We start from the raw sequence: 21,567 nt of genomic DNA, 5'->3' as shown, positions 1-21,567 counted from the left end.
GTGTGCACTCTTCGAGCCTACATTTTCGTTCGTCAGAGGCGATGGGAGGAAACCGCTTCGCTGAGTGCCGTCGCAACGGGAGTGAGGTCGGCGCGCAGCGTTCGCGGAAGCGAAAAGCGCAGCGCGGTGCGAGCAGTCGATTCGTCCATGCCCAGAGCCAGGAGCACGTGGGAGGGCTCGGTGTTGCGCGCGGAGCACGCGGATCCGCTGGAGGCCGTGATGCCGCGCTGTTCAAGATCGAGGAGGAGCGTTTCGCCGTTGACACCGTCGATTGTGAAGCTGGCAACGTGCGGCAGTCGGTCCCTGGGGTGACCCGTCAGACGGGCTCCCGGCACCTGCCGCAGAACGTCGGTAATGAACCGGTCGCGGATGGCGGAAAGTCGCGGCGCGGCCTCCGCCCGTTCCGTCTCGGCGAGTTCGAGGGCGGTCGCGAGGCCGACGGCTCCGGCGACGGACTCCGTTCCTGATCGTCGCCCGCGTTCCTGCCCGCCGCCGTGCAGCAGCGGTTCGAGAGGAATCCCCGCTCGAATCGCGACGGCGCCCGTTCCCTTTGGTGCGCCGATCTTATGACCGGAAACAGCGATCGCGTCCCCGCGAGGAACGGGGCACCACCCGATGCCCTGAACGGCATCGATGTGCAGGGGGACGCGCGCCTTTCGGCAGATCTCCCATATCTCCGCGATCGGCTGCACGGTTCCAACCTCGTTGTTTGCGTGACCGATGGCAACAACGGCTGTGTCATCGCGCAGCGCGGACGCCAGGCTGGTCTCATCGATCCGGCCGTTCAGATCCACGGGGAGGAAGGTCACCTCGGCGCCATGAACACGGCTGAGGTAGTCGACCGAGGCGAGAACGGAAGAGTGCTCGATCGGGGCCGTGATGATGTGCCGAGCGCCGCTTTCTAGCCCCGCCGCGATAGCGATGCCCTTGATGCCGAGGTTGTTCGCCTCCGTGCCGCCGGAGGTGAAGATCACATCATTCGTGCGGACACCCAGCACGTGGGCGACGCGCCGCCTGGCGTCCGCGAGGGCCGCCGCCGCACGTTCTCCGATCTGATGGCTACTGGAGGGATTGCCGAACTCGCTCGTCAGAAAAGGCGTCATCGCCTCGAGTACCTCGCGACGCACGGGCGCCGTGGCGGCGTTATCGAGGTACAGCATCGATGTCCAGGCCGAGGTCGAGAGCCCGCGCGGAGTGCGTCAGCGCGCCGACGGAGATCACATCGACACCCGTTCGCGCGATATCGCCAACGGTGTCGAGCGAAACCCCTCCCGATGCTTCGACGACGGCACGACCATCCACGATGGCAACACCGGTACGAAGATCATCGACCGAGAAGTTATCGAGCATGATCGTGTCGACGCCGGCGGCGACGACGGCCTCGATCTGATCGACGCGGTCAACCTCCACCTCGAGATGCGCCGTGTGCGGCAGTCGCGCGCGGACATTGCGGAGCGCATCGGTGAGCGATCCTTCTGCCCCCCGCATTAAGAGCGCCAGGTGATTGTCCTTCGCCATGACAGCGTCCGAGAGGGAGAAGCGATGGTTGCTTCCGCCGCCGGAGCGAACGGCGTGCCGTTCGAGAGCGCGCAGCCCCGGCGTGGTCTTTCGCGTATCTGCAATACGGGCACGCGTGTCGACAACGGCACGCACATAGCGATTCGTCAGCGTGGCGATCCCCGTCATGCGCTGAGTGAGATTGAGCCCGACGCGCTCGGCCGTGAGAATGCCGCGAGCCGGTCCGGTGACGGTTGCCAGCTGCGCTCCTTCGCCGAACATGTCGCCATCCTGCGCGTGCGTCTCTACCGTGATGCGCGGGTCGGTCAGTCGGAACGCCGCGGCAAACAGGTCTATGCCCGAGAGCACCCCGCCCTCGCGCGCAACAAGAAGAGCTCGGGCAGTGGCGTCGGCCGGGATGAGAGATTCGCTGGTGAGATCTCCCCAGGGGGCGTCCTCATCGAGCGCGGCGGCGACCACACCGTCGATCTGACGTACGGTGAGCATCAGGCGGCCTCCAAGGAGCGTTCGGTGTCTGACCTTACGTGCGCTCCGACGGAGTCGCGACGCACGATGGCCGCATGGACGATAGCGCGGGAAACGATGAGCAGGTTGCGATCCTCGACCTCTCGTGGGGACACCGGTTCGGGAACATCGTGCAGCCAGGCGTCGATCGTCCTGCTGGCTGCTCCGAGTCGCTCGCCGCTGCGCACGAGCCCCGCTGACTCCCACATGAGTTGTTGGAGTTTGCCCCGATCGAACGCCGCGTGACGGCGCGCAGGAACGGTCCGGGAGATGGGCCGGGATCGCCGTGAGCGGTTCGGTGCGACCGCCGCGGCAGTTCGGCCAGCGATCGCCCCGAACACGGCCCCCTCGAGAAGCGAGTTCGAGGCCAGCCGGTTGGCGCCGTGCACTCCGGTGCGGGCGACCTCTCCGGCAGCAAAAAGGCGCTCGACGCTCGTGCGTCCACGAAGATCCGCCTCGACGCCGCCCATCAGATAGTGAGCGGCGGGCCGCACGGCGATCGGATGACGCCCCCAGTCCAGGCCGCGCTCGCGCACGGCGCGGTCGATCGTGGGAAAACGTCGAGCGAGGAACTCTGAGCCGAGCGCCGTCGCATCGAGCAACACGGGGCGGCCGTCCTGGGAAGCTTCCGCCTCAGCGATCGCTCTCGCGACAACGTCGCGTGGCGCGAGTTCGGCGTCGGGATGGGCATCGGCGGTAAAACGCCGGCCGGACTCGTCGATGAGAACCGCGCCCTCGCCCCTCACCGCCTCAGAGACGAGGAACGTCCCACCGTCGGCGAGCGTTGTGGGGTGAAACTGAACGAACTCCATATCGCGAACCGCGGCGCCGGCGCGGATGGCGGCGGCGATTCCGTCGCCCGTGGCAACGGAGGGGTTCGTTGTGTGCGCATACGCTTGGCCGGCTCCGCCCGTGGCCAGAACGACCGCGTCCGCGCTGATCCGCGTGACGACACCTGCCGCGCTCATCACATCGGCTCCCGTCGTTACCCCGTTCACGATGACGAGGTCGACGAGGGTGAGGTTCTCTCGAATGGTGATGGATTCGGCCCGGGTCGCGGCCAGCAGAGCGCGCTGAATCTCGCGTCCCGTTGCGTCTCCTCCTGCGTGCAGGATCCGTGCGAAGGAATGCGCGCCTTCGAGGCCTCCCGCGAGTTCTCCGGAGGGGGAGCGATCGAAGGCGACACCCCTGTCGATCAGCTCGGCAATCCGGTCCGTTCCGTCTCGGACAAGAAGCGACACAGCAGCCTCATCGGCGATTCCAGAGGCTGCGCGGAGCGTATCGCGCTCGTGAGATTCGTGCGTGTCGCCGGGAAAAACAACACCAGCGATTCCTCCCTGTGCGGAGGATGTGGCCGCGTCATCCGCCCGCCTTTTCGTGACAACGGTGACGTTCGCTCCCGCAGCCCGGGCGTGCAGAGCGGCTGTCAGTCCCGCGACCCCCGAACCGACCACGAGAACGTGGGTCATGACGGCTTCGCTTCAAGCATCCGTTCGAGCGCGACGCGAGCCGGGTCGGCGACCGCGTCGGGGACCTCGATCTGGTTCTGAACCGTTCCGTCCACGAGACCCTCCAGTACCCAGGCGAGATAGCCCGGGTGGATGCGGTACATCGTCGAGCAGGGGCAGACGACGGGGTCGAGGCAGAAGATCTCGTGCTGCGGGTTCTGCGCAGCGAGGCGCTGAACCAAGTTGATTTCGGTGCCAATCGCGAATGTCGTCGGCTCGGTCGCGCCCTCGATCGCCCGACGAATGACGTCGGTCGATCCCGATTCGTCTGCCGCGTCGACAACCGCCATCGGGGACTCGGGGTGGACGATCACGCGGACGCCCGGGTGCTCAGCGCGAGCCTTGTCGATTTGGTCAACCGTGAACCGGCGGTGAACGGAGCAGAAGCCGTGCCAGAGGATCACGCGCCCCTCCGCGATCTCCTCGGCGCTTGAGCCTCCGAGCGGTCGGTTCGGATTCCACATCGGCATCTGATCGAGGGAAACCCCCATCGCCTTTGCCGTGTTGCGTCCCAGATGCTGGTCGGGAAAGAACAGCACCCGGCGACCACGCTGAAACGCCCAGTCGAGAACGGTGCGCGCGTTCGACGATGTGCACACGATTCCGCCGTGACGGCCGACAAAGCCCTTGATGGCCGCCGAGGAATTCATATAGGTGACAGGGATCACCGGGAGCAGACCATCCTCGTCCGGCGTATCGAGATCCCCGAGAACGTCGGCGAGCTGCTCCCAGCAGTCTTCGACCTGATCGATATCCGCCATGTCCGCCATGGAACAGCCCGCGGCCAGGTTCGGGAGGATGACCTTTTGCGTGGGTCCGGAGAGGAGGTCAGCGGTTTCTGCCATGAAGTGGACGCCGCAGAACACGATCGCCTCGGCCTCGGGGTGTGCCTTTGCGGCCTGAGCGAGCTGGAACGAGTCGCCGACGTAGTCGGCGTGCTGCACCACCTCGTCCCGCTGATAAAAGTGGCCGAGGATGACAACGCGGTCTCCGAGCGTCTGCTTCGCAGCGACAATTCGCTCCGTGAGCTCCTCGTCGGACGCTGTCCGGTAGCGAACGGGAAGCTCACCCTGCCGAGGAGCGCCAGCGGGAATGACGTCACCCATCGATGATCCCGGCCCGTATCCCGGAACCTGATCGAAGGACCATGGCGCATCGGCAAGATCGGACGAGCAGGTATCGCCCGCTCCGCCGGCCGCGATGAGGCGGATCTGTTCGTCAACGGACGCGCCAGACGGGCGCTCCTGAAGGGTGATCTGCTGTGCGGCCATGTTCTTCCTCGGTTTCGCGAGTATTGGTCAAAATGACGCGAAGGGTGCGAGGTCAGGTTAGGTGCATCTGACCATAAGGGCAAATGCGGGGCGAAACTCACGGTTCCGATAGGGTCGTCGAGATGACACGGGGTGTCCCCGCCGGGGACTGAGAACACACCCGATGAACCTGATCTCGTTGACGCGAGCGGAGGGATGTCGATGGCAATGCACAACGCCACAGGGCGAAAGACCGCGAAAAACCGGAGCGGGGACGCCTCATGAGGCGTCCCGTCGACCTGAGCACCTATCTCGTCGCGGACCTCGCTACGCTGGATCACCGCGACGCGGCTGATGTCGTGCGTGCTGCTGTTGACGGCGGCGCGACAATCGTGCAGGTGCGCGGCAAAGACGTCGGGGCAACGCGGCTCCTCGAGGTCGTCATCGCCTGCGCCGAGGCGAACGCGGGGCGCGCCACGCTGGTCGTGAACGACCGCATCGACGTGTACCTCGCAGCCCGAGCTGCCGGTGCCGACGTCCATGGCGTCCACATCGGACAGAGCGACGTCCCCCCGGTCTCGGCGCGGCAGATTGTCGGGCCCGACGCGATCATCGGCCTGAGCGCCAGCACACCCGAGAACCTCGACCGCGTGCGGGCATTGCCTCCCGGAACCGTCGACTACCTCGGAACCGGAGCCGTGCGTGCGACTCCGACAAAGCGCGATCACCCCGTTCCCCTCGGCTGGGACGGGCTCGCACGTGCGATTGCCAGCGCCGGAGGGCTTCCCTGTGTGGCGATTGGTGGGCTCGGCCCCGGCGATGCCGCTGACGCCTATGCTGCCGGAGCAGACGGAGTCGCTGTCGTTCGCGCAATCTGCCTGGCGGACGACCCTGCGGGCGCGGCGCGCGAGCTCCGACGAGAATGGAGCCGCGTTTCGGCGCCCGTTCCCAACATCCTCGCGATCGCCGGCTCTGATCCGTCGGGAGGCGCCGGTATCCAAGCCGACCTCAAGACGATTCAGGCGACGGGTGGATACGGCATGGCCGCTATCACGGCGCTCACAGCACAGAACACCCAGGGCGTCAGCGGAGTGCACGTGCCCCCGCTGTCATTTCTTCGCGCACAGCTCGATGCGATCGCGAGCGATGTGACGATCGATGCCATCAAAATCGGCATGCTCGGAACAGCCGATGTGATCCAGACGGTGACGACCTGGCTCGACGGGCTCGGCACCATACCGGCCGTTGTTCTCGACCCGGTCATGGTGGCAACAAGCGGCGACCGGCTTCTTGATGACGAATCGGAACGCGCGCTCTTCGCCCTGATTGATCGCGCCGATGTCGTCACCCCGAATCTGGTCGAGCTGGCGGCACTCACGGGCGGAGACGTCGCACAAACATGGGACGAGGCTCTGACGCAGGCGAGGGCGCTTGCCGCGCGGCACGCCGTTCTGGTTCTGGCTAAGGGCGGGCATCTGCGCGGAAGCGCCTGCCCCGACGCCCTCGTGGGGACGGACGGGCCGATCATTCAGATGGATGGCCCCCGGATCGTCACCGAGAACACCCACGGAACGGGATGCTCGTTGTCATCCGCGCTGGCATCACTTCAGGCTCGCACCGGTGATTGGGCATGGTCGACGCGGCTCGCGCGGGACTGGTTGCGCGGAGCGATCACCGCGGCGGACACGCTCGCGGTCGGCGGCCCCGGCGGGCACGGGCCGCTCGATCATGCGCACGCGATCCGCACGGGCGCGCGTCCGCCACGCCTCGCCGCCGAGCCCGATTTCTGGTGGGAGCAGATCGCCCAGATTCGCGCCGATATCGATGCCGGAGACTTCGTTCGTCAACTCGCCCAGGGAACGCTCCCCGCCGAACGCTTTGACCACTATTTGCAGCAGGACGCGCTCTACCTCCAGGCGTATGCACGGGTTTTGCGGAGCGCGGCAGATCTGGCCCCCACCCGCGAGGAACGCGACTTCTGGGCCGCTTCCGCTGAGGGCTGTCTGGTCGCAGAGATGGAGCTTCACCGCTCACGAGGCGCTGATGCCCGCGCAGAGGAATCTGCCGAAACCGCCGCGTATCTCCGGCACCTGCGTGATGCGGCAGAGGCGTCCGACTACGCGCTGCTTGTCGCCGCTGTTCTTCCGTGCTTTTGGATCTACGACGATCTCGGCAGGAGGCTTGCCGCGGCCTCCTCTGAGGGACACCCATACGCTGACTGGCTCGCGACGTACGGCGACCCGGCATTCACCCGTGCCACACAGCAGGCGATCGAGGTGGCACGACGTGCGGCGCGGCGTGAGTCCGATGCGGGGCTCGCGAGGATGATGTCCGCGTTTACGCGCTCGTCCGAGCTCGAGAAGGACTTTTTCGCCCAGCGCCCGCGCGTCTTAGTCTCGCGATAGGACGGCAATGGGCGCGCCCCGAAGGACGCGCCCATTGCCGTGTGGCTTACTCGGCCGGAATCACCAGGCCGTCGTATGCCTCCTCGAGCCAGGCGGCTGCTTCTTCGGACGTCAGCAGCTCATACAGCGTTTCGATGCGCGGGTCGTCAGCGAGCTCGGCCCGCGTGGCCAGAACGTTGAAGTAGCGGCTGTCGAGACCCTCCGTCAAGATCTGCAGCTCGCTGGAGAGACCCGCGGGAGCGGCAAAGCTGAAGTTCACGATCGAGGCGTCCTTCTCCTGCAGTGCCTGCGGCAGGCTGGCCGCCTCAACCTCGTCGAAGCGGAAGTTGCGGGGGTTGGCCGTGATGTCCGACACCGTCGAGGGGTTGTCGTTCACCTCGATCAGACCAGCATCCGCGAGCAGCAGCAGTGCGCGGGACTCGTTCGACGGGTCGTTCGGCAGCGCGATACTCGCTCCGTCCGGCAGGTCGTCGATCGAATCTACGGTCTGCGAGTACAGGGCCAGCGGCGGGAGGTAGACAGGGCCGACCGCCGTGAGGTCGTCGTCCGCGTTGTCGTTGTACATCAGCAGGAACGGTTCGTGCTGGAACAGGTTGGCGTCGTTCGTTCCGTCGGACAGCGCCGGGTTGGGCGTGTTGTAGTCGCTGTACTCCTGGATGTTGATCGTGAGTCCGGCGTCCGGCGCCAGCTCATCCGCGACGAAACGCAGCAGCTCAGCGGCGGGCATCGCAGTGGCACCGACCGAGAGGGTGTTCTCATCGTCGCCCTCACCGCCGGCACATCCAGCGAGTGTGAGCGAGAGGGCCGCGGCGGCGGCGAAACCGATGGTGGGGCGCGTAAAGCGAGACATGGTGTGTCCTTTCGGGTGCTGTGAAAGTGCGGGTCAGCTGGCGGGCTGCCGGGCGGAAGCGGGGGCCGGGCGGTCTGCGCTGCGACCTCTGTCGAGGCGTTTCGCGAGCCACTCACCGAATGACTGGAGTGCCTGCACCAGAACAACGAGAACGACGATGACGCAGATGATGTATTCCGTGCTGTAGCGCTGATACCCGTAGCGAACAGCGAGATCGCCGAGTCCTCCCGCGCCGATCGTGCCGGTGATCGCGGAGAAGTTGATGATCGAGACCACTGTCGTGGCGAATCCGCGGATCATGCCGGGAAGCGCCTCGGCGATGAGCACCTTCGACACAATCGCCCAGCGCGTTGATCCGAGCGCCTCCGCGGCCTCCACCTTGCCGGGGTCGACCTCGCGCAGTGAGATCTCCGCGAGCCGGGCGAAGAACGGAATCGCGCATATCGACAGCGGGACGATGGCCGCTGTCGTGCTGAATGCGCTGCCGAGGAGCAATCGCGTGAAGGGGATCAGCGCGATCATCAGGATGAGGAAGGGAATCGATCGCGTGAGGTTGACGACGATCGTGAGCGCAACATTGATTCCCCGGCCGAGTCCGCGCCGTCCGAACGGCGCCTGCAGTACGCCACCGCGATCGGTTGTGACGAGAAGAACGCCAAGCGCGAGGCCGACGATGAACGTGACGATCATCGTCACACCCACCATGTAGAGCGTCTCGTACGTCGCCTTCCAGAGATTCGCCAGAAGCGTCGGCCAGAAGTCCGGGCTCGATGTGTCGATCATGCGACGACCTCCACGACGATTCCTTGGTGTTGTAGCGAGGCGACGGCAGCATCCACATTGGCACCGGACGGAAGAGCCAGGCGTGTGCGTCCCGTCTGTTCGCCATCGATCGTCTCGATTGCCGCTCCGAGCAGACCAACGTCGAGCCCCTGTTCGCGGGCGAGGCGCGCGATGACGGGGTCTTGCGCGGTCAGCTCCGTGAACGTCAAGTCGAGCACGGTGGTGCCGGGCGACCTCGGTGCCTCTCCGAGGGGAAACAGCTGCCGCGCGATGAGGGAGCCCGGGCGCAGGAGAATGTCCCGCAGTCGCCCGCCCTCGACGATGCGGCCATGCTGCATGAGCGCTGCCGATGTGCAGATCTGTTTGACGACGTCCATCTCGTGGGTGATGAGGAGAATGGTGAGGCCCAGTTCGCGGTTGAGCTGTTTAAGGAGGCCGAGAATTTGCGCGGTTGTTTCCGGATCGAGAGCGCTCGTTGCCTCATCGCTGAGGAGAACCCGGGGGTTCGTCGCGAGCGCCCTGGCGATCCCCACGCGCTGCTTCTGTCCGCCCGACAGCTGAGCGGGATAGTGATCTGCCCGGTCGGCGAGGCCCACGAGATCGAGGATCTCGCGGATTCGGGTGTTTCGCCGCGCCTTGTTCATCCCGACGGCTTCCAGAGCCAGCGAAACGTTCCCGGCAACGGTGCGGCGCGACAGCAGGTTGAAGTGCTGGAAGATCATGCCGATGCCGTGTCGTGCTGCGCGAAGTTCGTCGCCGGAGAGGTTTGTGATGCGCGTCCCCGCAACGTCGACGGTGCCAGAATCGGGGGATTCCAGACCATTGATTGTGCGAATCAGAGTGGATTTCCCCGCGCCCGATGTGCCGACAACGCCGAAGATGTCTCCCTCAGCGACGTCGAGGGAGACATCGTCGAGAGCGCGTGTTTCGCCGTACGCCTTGATGAGATGGGAAGCGGTGATCATAACCGGGCAATCGTTCGTGAGTCAGGTTGCGGTGGCGGTGAGGAACATCAGGGTTGTGCGGGTGCGTGACGACGCGATATTGTCCGAACAGTTCTCAGCAGGGAAGCGTGAACACGGAGGCGCGGTGCTCACGACCGTGATCGCCCCGGTCGGGGTGTCTTCACTCACCGCTCTGAATCGTACGCACTCGCGGATCACGCTGTCACCTTCGGGGAAAGACGACGTCATCTCTGCGCGGAGTGGGTGGACGGGGCATGCGGAGGCGAAATCCGTGTGCTTTGGGTTCGATCGAACCGGTTCAACGTCCCGATGAACCCACCATCACATGCGCGTCCGAAGGGGATTACGCGATGACGCAAAAGTCCATCGACGGCGTCGGCATCGTCATCCGAGAGGATGGCGCATCGCTGTCCAACGGGGACATTCGCGTCGAGCTGAGCACGGCGTCCGGACACCACGAGATCGTCGGCTACGAGGTGAACAGATGCGAGCTCGGCGTAGAGCTCATGGTGTCGATCTGGCCGCAGATCTCCGTCGAGTCGGAGAACTTCTCCTCCCTTCGCGCCAACAACATGCTTGTTCGCTCTGATCGCGGGCTCGATGTGCAGATGAGTTTTCAGGGGCCGATCGTCAACCTCGTCCGCTCCGCATGGGCGGGAAGTCAGCGCTACGGCGCACTCGCGTGGTCAGGGGATATCTCGTCAACGTGGTCCGACTTTGCACGACAGATCACCGCTGGAATCCACATGGGAGTTGCCGGGATCGCGTGGTTCACCACCGACATTGGGGGGTTTCACGGGGCAACGTGAACGACCCCGAGTTTCGCGAGCTTCTTGTGCGCTGGTTCCAATTGGGGGCGCTCAGCCCCGTGATGCGGTTGCACGGAGACCGATTGCCGTACGAAGACATCACCGCGGCGGACGGCACCCCGCGGCTCCGCTCCGGCGGACCGAACGAACTGTGGAGCTACGGCGACGAGGTGTACGAGATCCTCTCGACGTACGTGCACCTCCGCGAACAGATGCGCGACGACGTCAGAGAAGTCATGCGGAGCGCTCACGAAGACGGTCAGCCCGTGATGCGGGGCCTGTTTCACGACTTCCCCCAGACGATCGTCGTTGACGCGCCGCTCGAGGTGATTCCGCTGTTCACGCGTGACGGCGCTCGCATACCGATCCCGTCCTGACGCCTGTATCGTTGACGTCACAACTGCACACGCGCCCCATGACCCGCGCGGGAGAGCGCCGAGCACCACTCGGCCACCGAAGGAGCAAGCCTCCCCGCCAATCTCTCAGGTACCGCTACCGCGACGGACAGGGCAACTCTGAAAAGCGCAGCCAGTGCTGCCGCCGACGGTGAAAGACGCACATCGCGTCGAAACTCTCAGGCTCATGACAGAGGGGGAGTTCTCGTCACCTCATCCGAGGGGGCAACGACAGGAGAACTCCCGTGACACCACCGAACCTCCGAGAAACGCCGCTGACCAGTGAGCACATCGCGCTCGGCGCGGCTCTCACCGACTTCGGCGGGTGGCGGATGCCCGTTCGCTACACATCCGACCTCGCGGAACATCACGCAGTTCGCCAGGCGGCCGGCCTTTTCGACGTTTCGCACATGGGCGAGATTCTCGTCACCGGACCGGAAGCGGCGGACTTTCTCGACTACGCGCTGGCGGGGCGGATTTCCTCGGTTGCGGGTGGCCGTGCGAAGTACACGATGATCCTGGACGCCACCGGCGGGATCATCGACGATCTCATCGTGTATCGCATGGACGACGATCGATTTCTCATCGTCGCGAACGCCGGCAACCGCGACATCGTCGCTCGCGAGCTACAGGAGCGCGTCAACCCCTTCGCGTTTCGACGCACGACCGATCTCGTGGACGATAACGGATCGTTTGCGTTCACCTCCGGTACGCCCGGCATCACGATCGAAGATGTTTCGGACTCATTCGCGCTGATCGCCCTCCAAGGCCCGGCGGCGCACGCGATTCTTCCGCTGATTGACGGGATCGGCGCGATCGACGATCTCGATGCTCTGAAGAACTATGCGTGGTGCCCGGCCACTTTCCATGATGCGCCCCTCGTCCTCGCTCGCACGGGCTACACGGGCGAGGATGGATTCGAGATGCTCGTTCCCGCAGGAAAGGCCGTTGAGCTGTGGCGAGCAGCGCTCGCCGCTGGTGCGCCGCATGGCCTCGTTCCCGCAGGGCTCGCCGCGCGCGACACCCTCCGACTCGAGGCAGGCATGCCGCTCTACGGCAGCGAGCTGACGCGTGACACCGCTCCGTGGCAGGCCGGTCTCGAGCGGGTGATTCCCGCGGGTAAGGCCGGTTTCGTCGGCGAGCAGGCTCAGGCAGCTCGTCCCGATGCGCGCATTCTCGTCGGACTCGTCACGGACGGTCGTCGCGCCGGACGTTCCGGTTACGCGGTCCTCCGCGACGACCAGCCCGTCGGCGTGGTCACATCCGGAGCCCTCAGCCCGACCCTCGGCCATCCCATCGCCATGGCATACATCGACGCGGATGCCGCCGACGCCGAAGACCTCGCAATCGATGTGCGAGGAACACCCGTCCCCGCACGAATTACCACCCTCCCCTTCTACCGCCGGAGCGCACGATGACCGACCTCACCGCACTCACTTACACCGCCGAGCACGAGTGGATTGCCACTGATGGCGACACTGTCACGATTGGCATCACCGATCACGCCGCCGATCAGCTCGGGGACGTCGTCTACGTGGACCTGCCCGCCGTCGGCACCACCATCACGGCCGGCCAGGTCTTCGGCGAGATCGAATCAACCAAGTCCGTCTCGGAGCTCTACGCACCGGTGACGGGGGAGGTCCTCGAGATCAATGCCGATGTCGATGCTGACCCGTCGACCGTCAACGCCGACGCCTTCGGCGCCGGGTGGCTGGTGCGCGTGCGGGTTTCGGCCCACGCGGACGGGCTCCTCGACCGCGCCGCATACATCGCGCTGACGGGGCAGCCCGCGTGAGCGTCGATTTCGCAGAGCGCCACATCGGTCCGTCCGCGGCCGACCAGGAGCAGATGACGTCTGTGCTCGGCGTCGACCGTGCGCACAACACGATCTCACCGGCAGCAGATCTCCTGGGACGCGCGATTCCGCGGGCCATTCGCAGCGAAACGGCAGGGATCGTCCCGGGAATCGGCGTCGCAGAGCAGCAGGCTCTCGCGGAGCTGCGCCAGCTCGCCGCCAGGAACGTCATTCTCACTCCCATGATCGGGTTGGGTTACAGCGACACCGTGACGCCCTCCGTCATCCAGAGGAACGTCTTCGAGAACCCCTCCTGGTACACGGCCTATACGCCGTACCAGCCCGAGATTTCTCAAGGCCGGCTCGAGGCGCTGCTGAACTTCCAGACAATGGTCGGTGACCTTGCGGGGCTGCCCGTCGCCAACGCATCGATGCTCGACGAAGCCACCGCTGTCGCCGAGGCCATGCTCCTCGCGCGCCGCGCCATGCGGGGGAAGACGTCAGACGTCTTCGTCGTCGACCGCGACGCGCTCCCGCAGTCGATCGACCTTCTGCGTGTACGCGCAGACGCCCTGGGAATCACCCTGGACATCCGGGACCTTGCCGGCGGGGAACCACTCCCAGACGACTGCTTTGGCGTTCTCCTTCAGTACCCCGGCGCCTCGGGGCGAGTCTGGGACCCAGCTGGCGTCATCGAACGCGCACACGCTGCCGGTGCGCAGGCCATCGTCGCAGCAGACATCATGGCGCTTGTCCTCCTCGCCTCGCCCGGGTCGATGGGGGCAGACATCGTCGTCGGGTCGACCCAACGCTTCGGCGTTCCGCTGGGATTCGGCGGACCCCATGCCGGGTTTATGGCTGTGCGTGCGGGGCTGGAACGACAGCTGCCAGGGCGTCTCGTTGGCGTCTCGAAAGACGCGGACGGCAACATGGCATACCGCCTCGCGTTGCAGACCCGCGAACAGCACATCCGACGCGAAAAGGCCACGAGCAACATCTGCACCGCTCAGGTGCTGCTGGCCGTGATGGCAGCCATGTACGCGGTCTACCACGGCCCGGACGGCCTTCGCCGCATCGCCTCGCGCATCGCCGAGAACACCGCGCTCCTGCGCGAATGGCTCCTCGCCGGCGGCGTTGATGTTGTGAGCGATGCTGTCTTCGACACGATTGAGGCACGACCCGCGGGAGGATCAGATGCTGCGCTCGCCGCGGCACGCTCCGCCGGTGTTCTGGTGCGTCGCGTCGATGACGCCACGGTCGCTGTCGCCGTTGGCGAAGCGACAACGGTCAGCGATCTCGCTCGCGTTGCGACGGCGCTCGGCGGGGATGTTCCGGCAACCTTCGGGATTTTCGACGGCGCCGGAACGGGCCGCGTCCCGCACGATCTGTTGCGATCGGACGAGATTCTCACGCACCCCGTTTTCCGCGAGCACCACTCGGAAACGGCCATGATGCGCTACCTCAAGAGCCTCGCCGACAAGGATTACGCGCTCGATCGCGGCATGATCCCGCTGGGCTCATGCACGATGAAGCTCAATCCCGCCGCGGCCATGCAGGCCGTGTCCTGGCCTGAGTTCAGCCGCATCCATCCCTTCGCCCCGAGGGAGACGGTCGCGGGCTATCTGGAGCTCATCGCCCAGCTCGAGGAGTGGCTCGCGGACCTCACCGGCTATGACGCGGTTTCGTTGCAGCCAAACGCCGGGTCGCAGGGGGAGCTCGCCGGTCTTCTGGCGATCCGCCGCTACCACCTCGCGCGCGGCGACGACGGACGTGACGTGTGTCTCATCCCCTCATCTGCCCATGGCACCAACGCCGCATCGGCTGTCCTCGCCGGAATGCGCGTTGTCGTGGTCGCGTGCGACGAATCGGGCGACATCGACCTTGATGACCTCCGGAAGAAGATCGCCGAACATCAGGAAGCCCTCGGCGCGATCATGGTCACCTACCCGTCGACGCACGGGGTCTACGAGGAGGGCATCCTCGAGCTCACCGCCGCGGTCCACGAGGCGGGCGGCCAGGTGTACATCGACGGCGCCAACCTCAACGCCCTTGTCGGCTATGCCCGATTCGGCGATCTGGGCGGCGACGTCTCGCACCTCAACCTGCACAAGACGTTTGCGATTCCGCACGGCGGTGGCGGACCCGGCGTCGGCCCCGTTGCGGCGAAAAGCCACCTCGTACCGTTCCTTCCGTCACATGATCTGGCACAGGTCGACCGCGACGGGATCGGACCGGTCTCGGCTGCGCCGTACGGATCGCCCAGTATCCTCCCCATCACGTGGGCGTACATCCGCATGCTGGGCCTCGAAGGGCTCACCGCGGCGACCGGCGCGGCCGTTCTGAACGCTAACCACATCGCCAGGCGCCTGGCGGATCACTTCCCGATTCTCTACACGGGCCCGGAGGGCCTCGTCGCGCACGAGTGCATCGTTGATGTGCGACCGCTGACACGCGAGACGGGCATCACGGTCGACGATGTCGCAAAGCGCCTGGTCGACTATGGGTTCCACGCGCCGACGATGTCGTTCCCGGTTGCGGGAACGCTCATGGTCGAACCGACGGAATCAGAAGATGTCGCTGAGCTCGATCGCTTTTGTGATGCGATGATCTCGATCGCCCGTGAGGCGCGCCGGGTGGCAGAGGGGGAGTGGCCTGCGGACAACAACCCGCTCGTCAACGCTCCGCACACGGCGGCGTCGCTCGTGACGGAGTGGGCGCACCCGTATACCCGTGAAGAAGCGGTCTACCCGGCGGGCGTGACGGCCGCGAAGTACTGGCCACCGGTCCGTCGCGTCGACCAGGCGTACGGCGACCGCAACCTTGTGTGCGCCTGCCCGCCCCCGGAGGCGTTCGCCGGCTAGCGCCCGCCCGCTTCCGCCCACTGAATCGGCCTGACTTTCGTTCCGTTCTTCAAGCAAGGATGGAACACGATGAATCAGAAGTACTCGCCAGAGATGCGTGAGCGTGCGTTGCGGATGCTCGCAGAGACGCGGCCGTCGCACCCGAACATGATGAGCGCGGTCCGTCACGTCGCTGGCCTACTCGGGATGAGCCCGGAGACGCTACGGCTCTGGCAACGCCGATACGAGGTCGACGCTGGCGTGAAGCCGGGATTGACGACCGATGCTGCGGCGGAGATCAAGCGCCTGCAGAAGGAGAACGCTGAGCTGCGTAAGGCGAACGAAATTCTGAAGGCTGCGAGCGTGTTTTTCGCGAAGGAGCTCGACCGCCCCTGACCGAGATGATCCGGTTCATCAACGAGTACCGGGATCGTTTCGGGGTCGAGCTCATCTGCCGGGTGTTGCGCCCAGCAGTTCAAGGGTTTCTCACCGCTCGCGGGTATCGTGCCGCGGTCGTCCGTGCGCCATCGGCCCGGCAGCTGAAAGACGAACTCCTCGTCCCGGAGGTCGCGAGACTGCATGCGGAGAACTACGGCGTCTACTCGCGCCGGAAGATGCACGCCCTCCTGCGCCGTCAAGGATGGGAGATCGGCCGCGATCAGACCGAACGACTTATGCGCCTGGCCGGGGTCCGCGGCGTGAGGAAGTCGAAGCGGGTGTTCACCACGCGCTCCGACAAGACCGCGACGCTGCCGGGCGACCTCGTCAACCGGCGGTTCACCGCGCCAGCGCCTCGTCGCCTCTGGGTCTGCGACGTGACCTACGTGGCCACGTGGTCCGGGTTTGCCTACGTCACGTTCGTCACCGACGTCTACTCGCGACGCATCGTCGGGTGGAACGTCGCGGCGACGCTGCGCTCGGAGATTCTGCCGTTGCAGGCCCTCGACATGGCTGCCTGGAACGTTGGCGGGCGTCTCGACGGACTCATTCATCACGCGGATCATGGGTCGAATTACACCGCGATGGTCTACACCGACCCGACTTTTATCAGGTTAGTGCCCCGCGGAGACGCGGGTTTTGATCGCCTCAACAACTGCCGCGGCGTCCTCGTCGAGAGGGACCGCGGTCGCGACCTCCTGGTCGCCGATGGTCACGACGCCCTCGCGGTAGACGCGTAGCGTCCGGACGATCTTCCGGATGGACCAGCCCGTGGTCTCTTCGATCCAACGCGACACCGCGAGGGACGCGATCACGATCTGCAGGTGTGCGTCGATCGAGTCCCGCAATCGCGCGTAGATCGGCCGCGCCTTCAAGTCGCCCTTCGACATGCGGAAGCTCTTCTCGACCTGCAGGAGCCGGTGATACGAAGCGATGACGAACTCTGCTGGTTCATCGACGAGATTCGTCACGTAGCCCTTGATGCCCGCCAATGCGCGTGCCTTGTCCTCGAGCTCACGGTTGACGGTCTTGTCGCCGCCGGTGAGCTTGACGAACCTGTTGCGCTTGACCGGTGTCTTCCCGGCGATGGCGTTCTCGGCCTTCGAGACCTGCTCCGCGATGCCTTTGAGCGTCCGGCGAGCGTTGTCGTGCTTGTAGCGGTAGTAGTAGACCTGATCACGTCGGCCATCCGTGGGGCCGGCGGGCCAGGGCTGTGTGAACACGTGTCCGTCGGGAATCGGCTCCCCGGGATGCTCGTTCCGCCAGCGCTCGATCACATACGGGACCTTCGGGGTCTTCGCGCCGAGGATGAAGTTCAACCCCGCCTGCTCGATGGCCTTCTGGTTCGCCTTGGACACCATGCCCGCGTCCGCGACGACCGTGATGTTTGACAGGCCGTGCGCCGTCATGAACGCCTCAAGCGTCGGCAGCATCGTCGCAGTCTCTGCTTTGTTGCCCTCGAACGCCTCAACCCGCAACGGGAATCCCGCCGCATCAGTGAGCAGGCCAACAGTGATCTGCGGCTCCAGGCGCCGCTCCTTGCTGAACCCGGGCTCACGGAACCCGTCACCCTCGTGAGCTTCGTAGTAGAGCGTGGTCACGTCGTAGAGCACCAGCGCCGCAGGACCGAGCTCCGCGTTCGAGGCGAGAACTCGCGCGAGATCATCTCGGAACGTGTCGGTTGCAAACACCGGCAACCGCCGATTGATCGTCGGATACGACACCGATGAGACACCCGCCTCTTCGAGCACCCGCGGGGTATCGAGCTTGCTGGTCGGCTCGATGATCCGCGCGAGCACGAGCTGCCGGAAGACGTCATCTGCCCCATCGACATCGCCAAACCGAAGCGCATCGAACGCGAGATTCAGACACCTCCAGAGCGGACCCATCGTCAACCGCATCGGCAACGGTCCACCCCGGTCTGGATCTGGCTCCAGCCCGAGGTCCAGCTCGGGCTGGGAGCCTGCGAGTTTCTGCCTCCCCGCGGCCTTCAGCAGCGCGACGTCCTCGGGCGTATGCGCGGACCCGAGGTGCTCGACGATCCGCCGCGAGCCCTGCTTCTTCTCCACGATCTGCACCGCGGTCGCGCCAGAGGCGGTCTTCACGGTGCGCAGATACGGAGACACCCCTCAAGATTAGTGCCCCGAAACGGGCCCGCATCGCGAGAAAACCCCAGGTCAAGACACCCCGACATCACGAACCGTCCTCACGGTGATAAAAGTCGGGTTACACCGCGATGGTCTACACCGACCGTATCGTCGAACTCGGCGCCATCCCATCCACCGGGACCGTCGGCGACAGCTACGACGATGCCCTCGCAGAGGCGATCAACAACCTCTACAAGACCGAACTGATTCGTCAGCGAGGACCCTGGCGGACGGTTGAGCAGGTCGAGCTCGCGACCCTCGAATACGTGTGGTGGTGGAACAACTCCCGCCTCCACGGAGAACTCGACATGCGCACCCCGCTCGAGGTCGAAGACGCGTACTACGCTGGCCTGGAATCAGCTGGTCCGGCACCTGCCGGACAAGGCTCCCGATAGGAACGAAAGTCAGGCCGATTCATATTCCCAGAGCCATCGAGGTCAGTCTGCGTCTAGTGGTTGACTGTCCTCGGTCTGGCGCATGCGCCCGGCCAGCAATGCGATCAACGCGAGAGCTGGCGGAATGACTCCCGCAATCACAAAGATGATGGGGATGGGAACCAACAGTGAGAGCGGCCCTGCGATGGCGATTGAGACCGGCATGAACGCGATCGAAACGAAGAAGTCGAGGCTGGCGACTCGGCCGATCATGTCGAGCGGCACCAACCGTTGTAGCAATGTTCCCCACACGACAACGCCAGCCCCGGTGAGTGCACCGACGACAAAGAGCGCGGAGAGCATGAGGATCAAATTGTCGGCAACGCCAATGACCGCAAGAGGTAGTGTTCCTCCACCCCAGCACAGGATCATAAACGTCAAGTACCGACGAGGAAGCTTCAACGACGACACGATCAGCGAACCGACAGCCCCACCTATCCCATAGGCGGCCAGAAGGAACCCGAAAGTAGCTTCAGCATCCTCGAATCGGTCGCGGGTGAGGAACGGGAGGAGAACTTCGATCGGGCCTTGGACAATGAGCGCAAGCGAAGACCCGAAGATCAGCGTCCAAAGCAACCAGCGTGTACGAGCCACGTAGGCAACGCCCGCACGAAGGTCACCCCAGACGCTCGGGCGATCCTCGGGAGGAGTGGGCTCAGTGTGTTCGTCACGACGGCTAAGAAACAACGTGATGACGAAAGCAATCGCGTACGAAGCCGCGACGATGACCGCTCCGATAGCGGGGAAGAACATACCGACGATGACTCCACCGAGGGCCGGGCCCAGCCCTTGCCCCATCGATGGACGGAGCGCCCCTTCGAGCCCATTCGCGGCCAGGAGTTGCTCCGGCGGAAGGACCACAGGTAGGTAAGCGCTGTACGCAGGGTAGAAAAAGGCGCTCCCGGCACCCATCGCGAACGAGGCTGCGGCGACGTGCCAAAGTTCGATATTCCCGGTGAGCGACAGGACCGCCACGGCGGTCATGATCGCGGCCGTTGAGCCCTGCACTGTAATGAGAATCCGCCGTTTGGAGAACCGGTCTGCGACAACCCCACCGAGAACGGAGAACGCAAACAGGCCAAGACTCATTCCGGTTGCAACCGCCGACAAGGCAAGTGGGCTGTCATCGAGTGCGAGTACTTGGAAGACCATGACGATCGTCCACATACCGGTCCCGAATACCTCGATGCTGACGGCGGCAAACAGGAGACGGTAATCACGTGATGCCAATGGGCGGAGTGCGCGTAGCTTGATGGTGTTGCTCATACCATTGCCTCGCCTTCAGCCATCGCCATCAGATGTACATGAGGCCATTGGGCGACATCGCGCAGGAGTTGCCGATCGTGGGTCGACAGTACGACGGCCGCTTGGGTAGCCCCGAGTGCCTCGGTGAGTTCGTCAACGAGCGCGATGGAGAGGTGGTTGGTGGGCTCGTCTAGTAGTAGCACGTGCGGGCGTGCCGCGAGTACGAGCGCCAGATCGAGGCGTCGTTGTTGACCCATCGATAGTTCACCCACTCGTTTGCCTGCCTCGCGCGATCGCAGCAGTCCAAGTTGACCGAGACCGACCGCCTCAGATGATTGAAGCGTTCCTTGACCGACGAGTTCGTCGAGGTGTCGGGCGTATACCTCGTTCGCCCGGCGATCAGGCGGCAGCATCGTCTCCTGACGAAGAAAACCCAAACGCGTGCCACGGGATGTCCGCACTGTTCCCGTATCTGGCAGTAGTTCGCCCGCCGCGATACTCAGGAGCGTCGACTTTCCGGCCCCGTTCGAGCCGGTGACCACGAGCCTGCCGCGGTGCGAGAGTTCGAACGACACTGGCTGCGCTAACCGCCCGGCAAGGCTCACGTTGTCGATGTTAAGTAGCACCGCCCCTTTTCGTGTGGGCAGGTCGGGGAGCTGGAATAGCTGCGGTGGTTCAGGTACCGTCACCGCGTGTGCTTCGAGTGCTTCCTGGCGTCGGTGCACGCTCTGCACCAGCCCGCCCGCGCGCGTCGCGCGGCCGTGCTTCGGTGACCCCTTCTCCGGTCGCCAACCCGATACGAGTCGGTTCTGTGCAGCGCTGAGACTGTCCTGTAGCCGGGCTTGCTCCTGCTGCTGGCGGTCGTACTCCTGCTCCCAGCGTTCCCGCTCGGCCACGCGCCCTTCTCGGTATCCCGCGTACCCGTTGCCGTAGATGCGGGGGCGATCATCAGGTGTCGGATCGAGGTCGACCACCGTCTCCGCAATGTCAGAGAGCAGCGCGCGATCGTGGCTGACGATGACGACACCACCGTTGCGCGTGCGGAGTTGCATGGTCAAGAAATCAAGTCCGCTGCGGTCGAGGTGATTGGTGGGCTCGTCCAGCAGTAAGAAATCATCTTCAGCCCCCAACAGGCAGGCCAACCGCACTCGATATCGCTGCCCCACAGACAGATCAGCGAGCAACCGCGTCATGTCGGTTTCGGCGTCGAGTGCTTCGAGCGCGATTTGTACCCGGCGCTCGGCATCCCAAGCGTCGAGCGCTTCCGCATCTTCCAAGGCCGCAGCGTACTGCTCTGCGGCCTCGCTACTCCCTTCCGCGAGAGCGGCAGCGGCGTCGTCGAGTGTGGCCAGCGCTGCGAGCGGTTCGGCGATGGCCTCCGCGACGGCCTGCCCAACGGTTCGGTTGTCGGTGGAGTCCATCTCTTGTTCAGCGAGCCCGAGCGTGCCGATGCGCTGGATCGTTCCACTATCAGGTGCCAGCATGCCCGCGAGCGCGTGCAGAAGTGTGGTCTTTCCGCGCCCGTTCTCTCCGACGATCGCCACACGGGACGCGGGAGTGACGACGAGATCGACATGGTTGAGCACCGGGGTTACGCCTCGCATTACGGAGACGTCGGAAGCGGTGAGTTGCGCGCGATGGCGCGCCGGATGACGGTTAGTAGGGGTAAGCATTCAAATCC

General features: G+C 65.0%; 17 protein-coding genes, 2 pseudogenes and 3 riboswitches. Of the genes and pseudogenes, 9 read left to right on the top strand and 10 right to left on the bottom strand.

Annotation, left to right across the window (positions count from 1 at the left end; all coding sequences use genetic code 11):
- Positions 1–32 precede the first annotated feature (32 nt).
- From G6N81_RS03685 to nadA, 4 genes are read right to left on the bottom strand one after another with little or no spacing between them, the layout of a single operon-like run.
- A complete protein-coding gene (locus G6N81_RS03685) occupies positions 33–1,160 on the bottom strand; it encodes a cysteine desulfurase family protein (RefSeq protein WP_165133230.1) in 1,128 nt (375 codons plus the stop codon).
- The gene (gene nadC / locus G6N81_RS03680) at positions 1,144–2,004 is read right to left on the bottom strand and encodes a carboxylating nicotinate-nucleotide diphosphorylase (protein WP_165133227.1); all 861 of its coding nucleotides are present in this window, start codon (positions 2,002–2,004) and stop codon (positions 1,144–1,146) included. The genes G6N81_RS03685 and nadC overlap by 17 nt, the downstream gene beginning before the upstream one ends.
- On the bottom strand, positions 2,004–3,491 hold the full coding sequence (gene nadB, locus G6N81_RS03675) for an L-aspartate oxidase (RefSeq protein ID WP_165133224.1): 1,488 nt from the start codon (positions 3,489–3,491) through the stop codon (positions 2,004–2,006). Before nadB ends, nadC begins: the two co-directional genes overlap by 1 nt.
- Positions 3,488–4,801, bottom strand: coding sequence for a quinolinate synthase NadA (gene nadA, locus G6N81_RS03670; protein WP_165133221.1), 1,314 nt, complete (start codon positions 4,799–4,801; stop codon positions 3,488–3,490). Before nadA ends, nadB begins: the two co-directional genes overlap by 4 nt.
- A 118-nt stretch (positions 4,802–4,919) precedes the next feature.
- Positions 4,920–5,014, top strand: a riboswitch (TPP riboswitch).
- Between the two features lie 47 nt (positions 5,015–5,061).
- Here nadA and thiD point away from each other — a divergent pair.
- Positions 5,062–7,185, top strand: a complete 2,124-nt coding sequence (thiD, locus tag G6N81_RS03665) for a bifunctional hydroxymethylpyrimidine kinase/phosphomethylpyrimidine kinase (RefSeq protein ID WP_165133218.1) — start codon at positions 5,062–5,064, stop codon at positions 7,183–7,185.
- Between the two features lie 46 nt (positions 7,186–7,231).
- On the opposite strand, the gene G6N81_RS03660 is transcribed toward thiD, so the two are convergent.
- Genes G6N81_RS03660 through G6N81_RS03650 form a run of 3 tightly spaced genes read right to left on the bottom strand, consistent with a single transcriptional unit; the run spans position 7,232 to position 9,783 of the window.
- Positions 7,232–8,035 carry a MetQ/NlpA family ABC transporter substrate-binding protein gene (locus G6N81_RS03660; RefSeq protein ID WP_165133215.1) on the bottom strand — a complete coding sequence of 268 codons (804 nt, stop codon included), beginning with the start codon at positions 8,033–8,035 and terminating at the stop codon, positions 7,232–7,234.
- Between the two features lie 33 nt (positions 8,036–8,068).
- On the bottom strand, positions 8,069–8,818 hold the full coding sequence (locus tag G6N81_RS03655; RefSeq protein WP_165133212.1) for a methionine ABC transporter permease: 750 nt from the start codon (positions 8,816–8,818) through the stop codon (positions 8,069–8,071).
- A complete protein-coding gene (locus G6N81_RS03650) occupies positions 8,815–9,783 on the bottom strand; it encodes a methionine ABC transporter ATP-binding protein (protein WP_165133209.1) in 969 nt (322 codons plus the stop codon). Before G6N81_RS03650 ends, G6N81_RS03655 begins: the two co-directional genes overlap by 4 nt.
- Before the next feature lie 350 nt (positions 9,784–10,133).
- Here G6N81_RS03650 and G6N81_RS12675 point away from each other — a divergent pair, with 350 nt between their 5' ends.
- The 7 genes and pseudogenes from G6N81_RS12675 to G6N81_RS12665 all read left to right on the top strand — a co-directional run.
- Positions 10,134–10,592 (top strand): TIM-barrel domain-containing protein, encoded by a 459-nt coding sequence (locus G6N81_RS12675; protein ID WP_241245055.1) that lies wholly within the window; start codon positions 10,134–10,136, stop codon positions 10,590–10,592.
- Positions 10,589–10,969 carry a TIM-barrel domain-containing protein gene (locus G6N81_RS12670; protein WP_241245054.1) on the top strand — a complete coding sequence of 127 codons (381 nt, stop codon included), beginning with the start codon at positions 10,589–10,591 and terminating at the stop codon, positions 10,967–10,969. The genes G6N81_RS12675 and G6N81_RS12670 overlap by 4 nt, the downstream gene beginning before the upstream one ends.
- A gap of 38 nt (positions 10,970–11,007) precedes the next feature.
- A riboswitch (glycine riboswitch) is annotated at positions 11,008–11,100 on the top strand.
- Positions 11,101–11,191, top strand: a riboswitch (glycine riboswitch). It begins immediately after the preceding riboswitch.
- A gap of 41 nt (positions 11,192–11,232) precedes the next feature.
- A complete protein-coding gene (gene gcvT / locus G6N81_RS03640; RefSeq protein ID WP_165133206.1) occupies positions 11,233–12,405 on the top strand; it encodes a glycine cleavage system aminomethyltransferase GcvT in 1,173 nt (390 codons plus the stop codon).
- The gene (gcvH, locus tag G6N81_RS03635) at positions 12,402–12,782 is read left to right on the top strand and encodes a glycine cleavage system protein GcvH (RefSeq protein WP_165133203.1); all 381 of its coding nucleotides are present in this window, start codon (positions 12,402–12,404) and stop codon (positions 12,780–12,782) included. Before gcvT ends, gcvH begins: the two co-directional genes overlap by 4 nt.
- A gap of 53 nt (positions 12,783–12,835) precedes the next feature.
- Positions 12,836–15,643 carry an aminomethyl-transferring glycine dehydrogenase gene (gcvP, locus tag G6N81_RS03630; RefSeq protein WP_241245103.1) on the top strand — a complete coding sequence of 936 codons (2,808 nt, stop codon included), beginning with the start codon at positions 12,836–12,838 and terminating at the stop codon, positions 15,641–15,643.
- A gap of 69 nt (positions 15,644–15,712) precedes the next feature.
- Positions 15,713–16,018, top strand: coding sequence for a transposase (locus tag G6N81_RS03625; protein ID WP_165133197.1), 306 nt, complete (start codon positions 15,713–15,715; stop codon positions 16,016–16,018).
- A gap of 5 nt (positions 16,019–16,023) precedes the next feature.
- Positions 16,024–16,596 (top strand): annotated as a pseudogene (locus tag G6N81_RS12665) (IS3 family transposase); the annotation flags it as partial.
- A 78-nt stretch (positions 16,597–16,674) separates the two neighbouring features.
- Here G6N81_RS12665 and G6N81_RS03615 read toward each other — a convergent pair.
- Positions 16,675–18,186: an IS1634 family transposase gene (locus tag G6N81_RS03615; protein WP_420901781.1), complete on the bottom strand. Its 1,512-nt coding sequence runs from the start codon at positions 18,184–18,186 to the stop codon at positions 16,675–16,677.
- Positions 18,187–18,335: 149 nt separating this feature from the next.
- Here G6N81_RS03615 and G6N81_RS03610 point away from each other — a divergent pair.
- A pseudogene (locus G6N81_RS03610) lies at positions 18,336–18,602 on the top strand (IS3 family transposase); the annotation flags it as partial.
- A 42-nt stretch (positions 18,603–18,644) separates the two neighbouring features.
- Here G6N81_RS03610 and G6N81_RS03605 read toward each other — a convergent pair.
- Both G6N81_RS03605 and G6N81_RS03600 read right to left on the bottom strand, forming a co-directional pair.
- Positions 18,645–19,907: an MFS transporter gene (locus G6N81_RS03605; protein WP_165133188.1), complete on the bottom strand. Its 1,263-nt coding sequence runs from the start codon at positions 19,905–19,907 to the stop codon at positions 18,645–18,647.
- Positions 19,904–21,559 (bottom strand): ATP-binding cassette domain-containing protein, encoded by a 1,656-nt coding sequence (locus G6N81_RS03600; protein ID WP_165133186.1) that lies wholly within the window; start codon positions 21,557–21,559, stop codon positions 19,904–19,906. The genes G6N81_RS03605 and G6N81_RS03600 overlap by 4 nt, the downstream gene beginning before the upstream one ends.
- Positions 21,560–21,567: the final 8 nt, after the last annotated feature.

The sequence above is a fragment of the Microbacterium amylolyticum genome, assembly GCF_011046975.1.
GTDB lineage: Bacteria > Actinomycetota > Actinomycetes > Actinomycetales > Microbacteriaceae > Microbacterium > Microbacterium amylolyticum.
The sequence above is the reverse complement of the archived record's forward strand: the minus strand, read 5'-3'. Positions and strand labels throughout refer to the sequence as shown.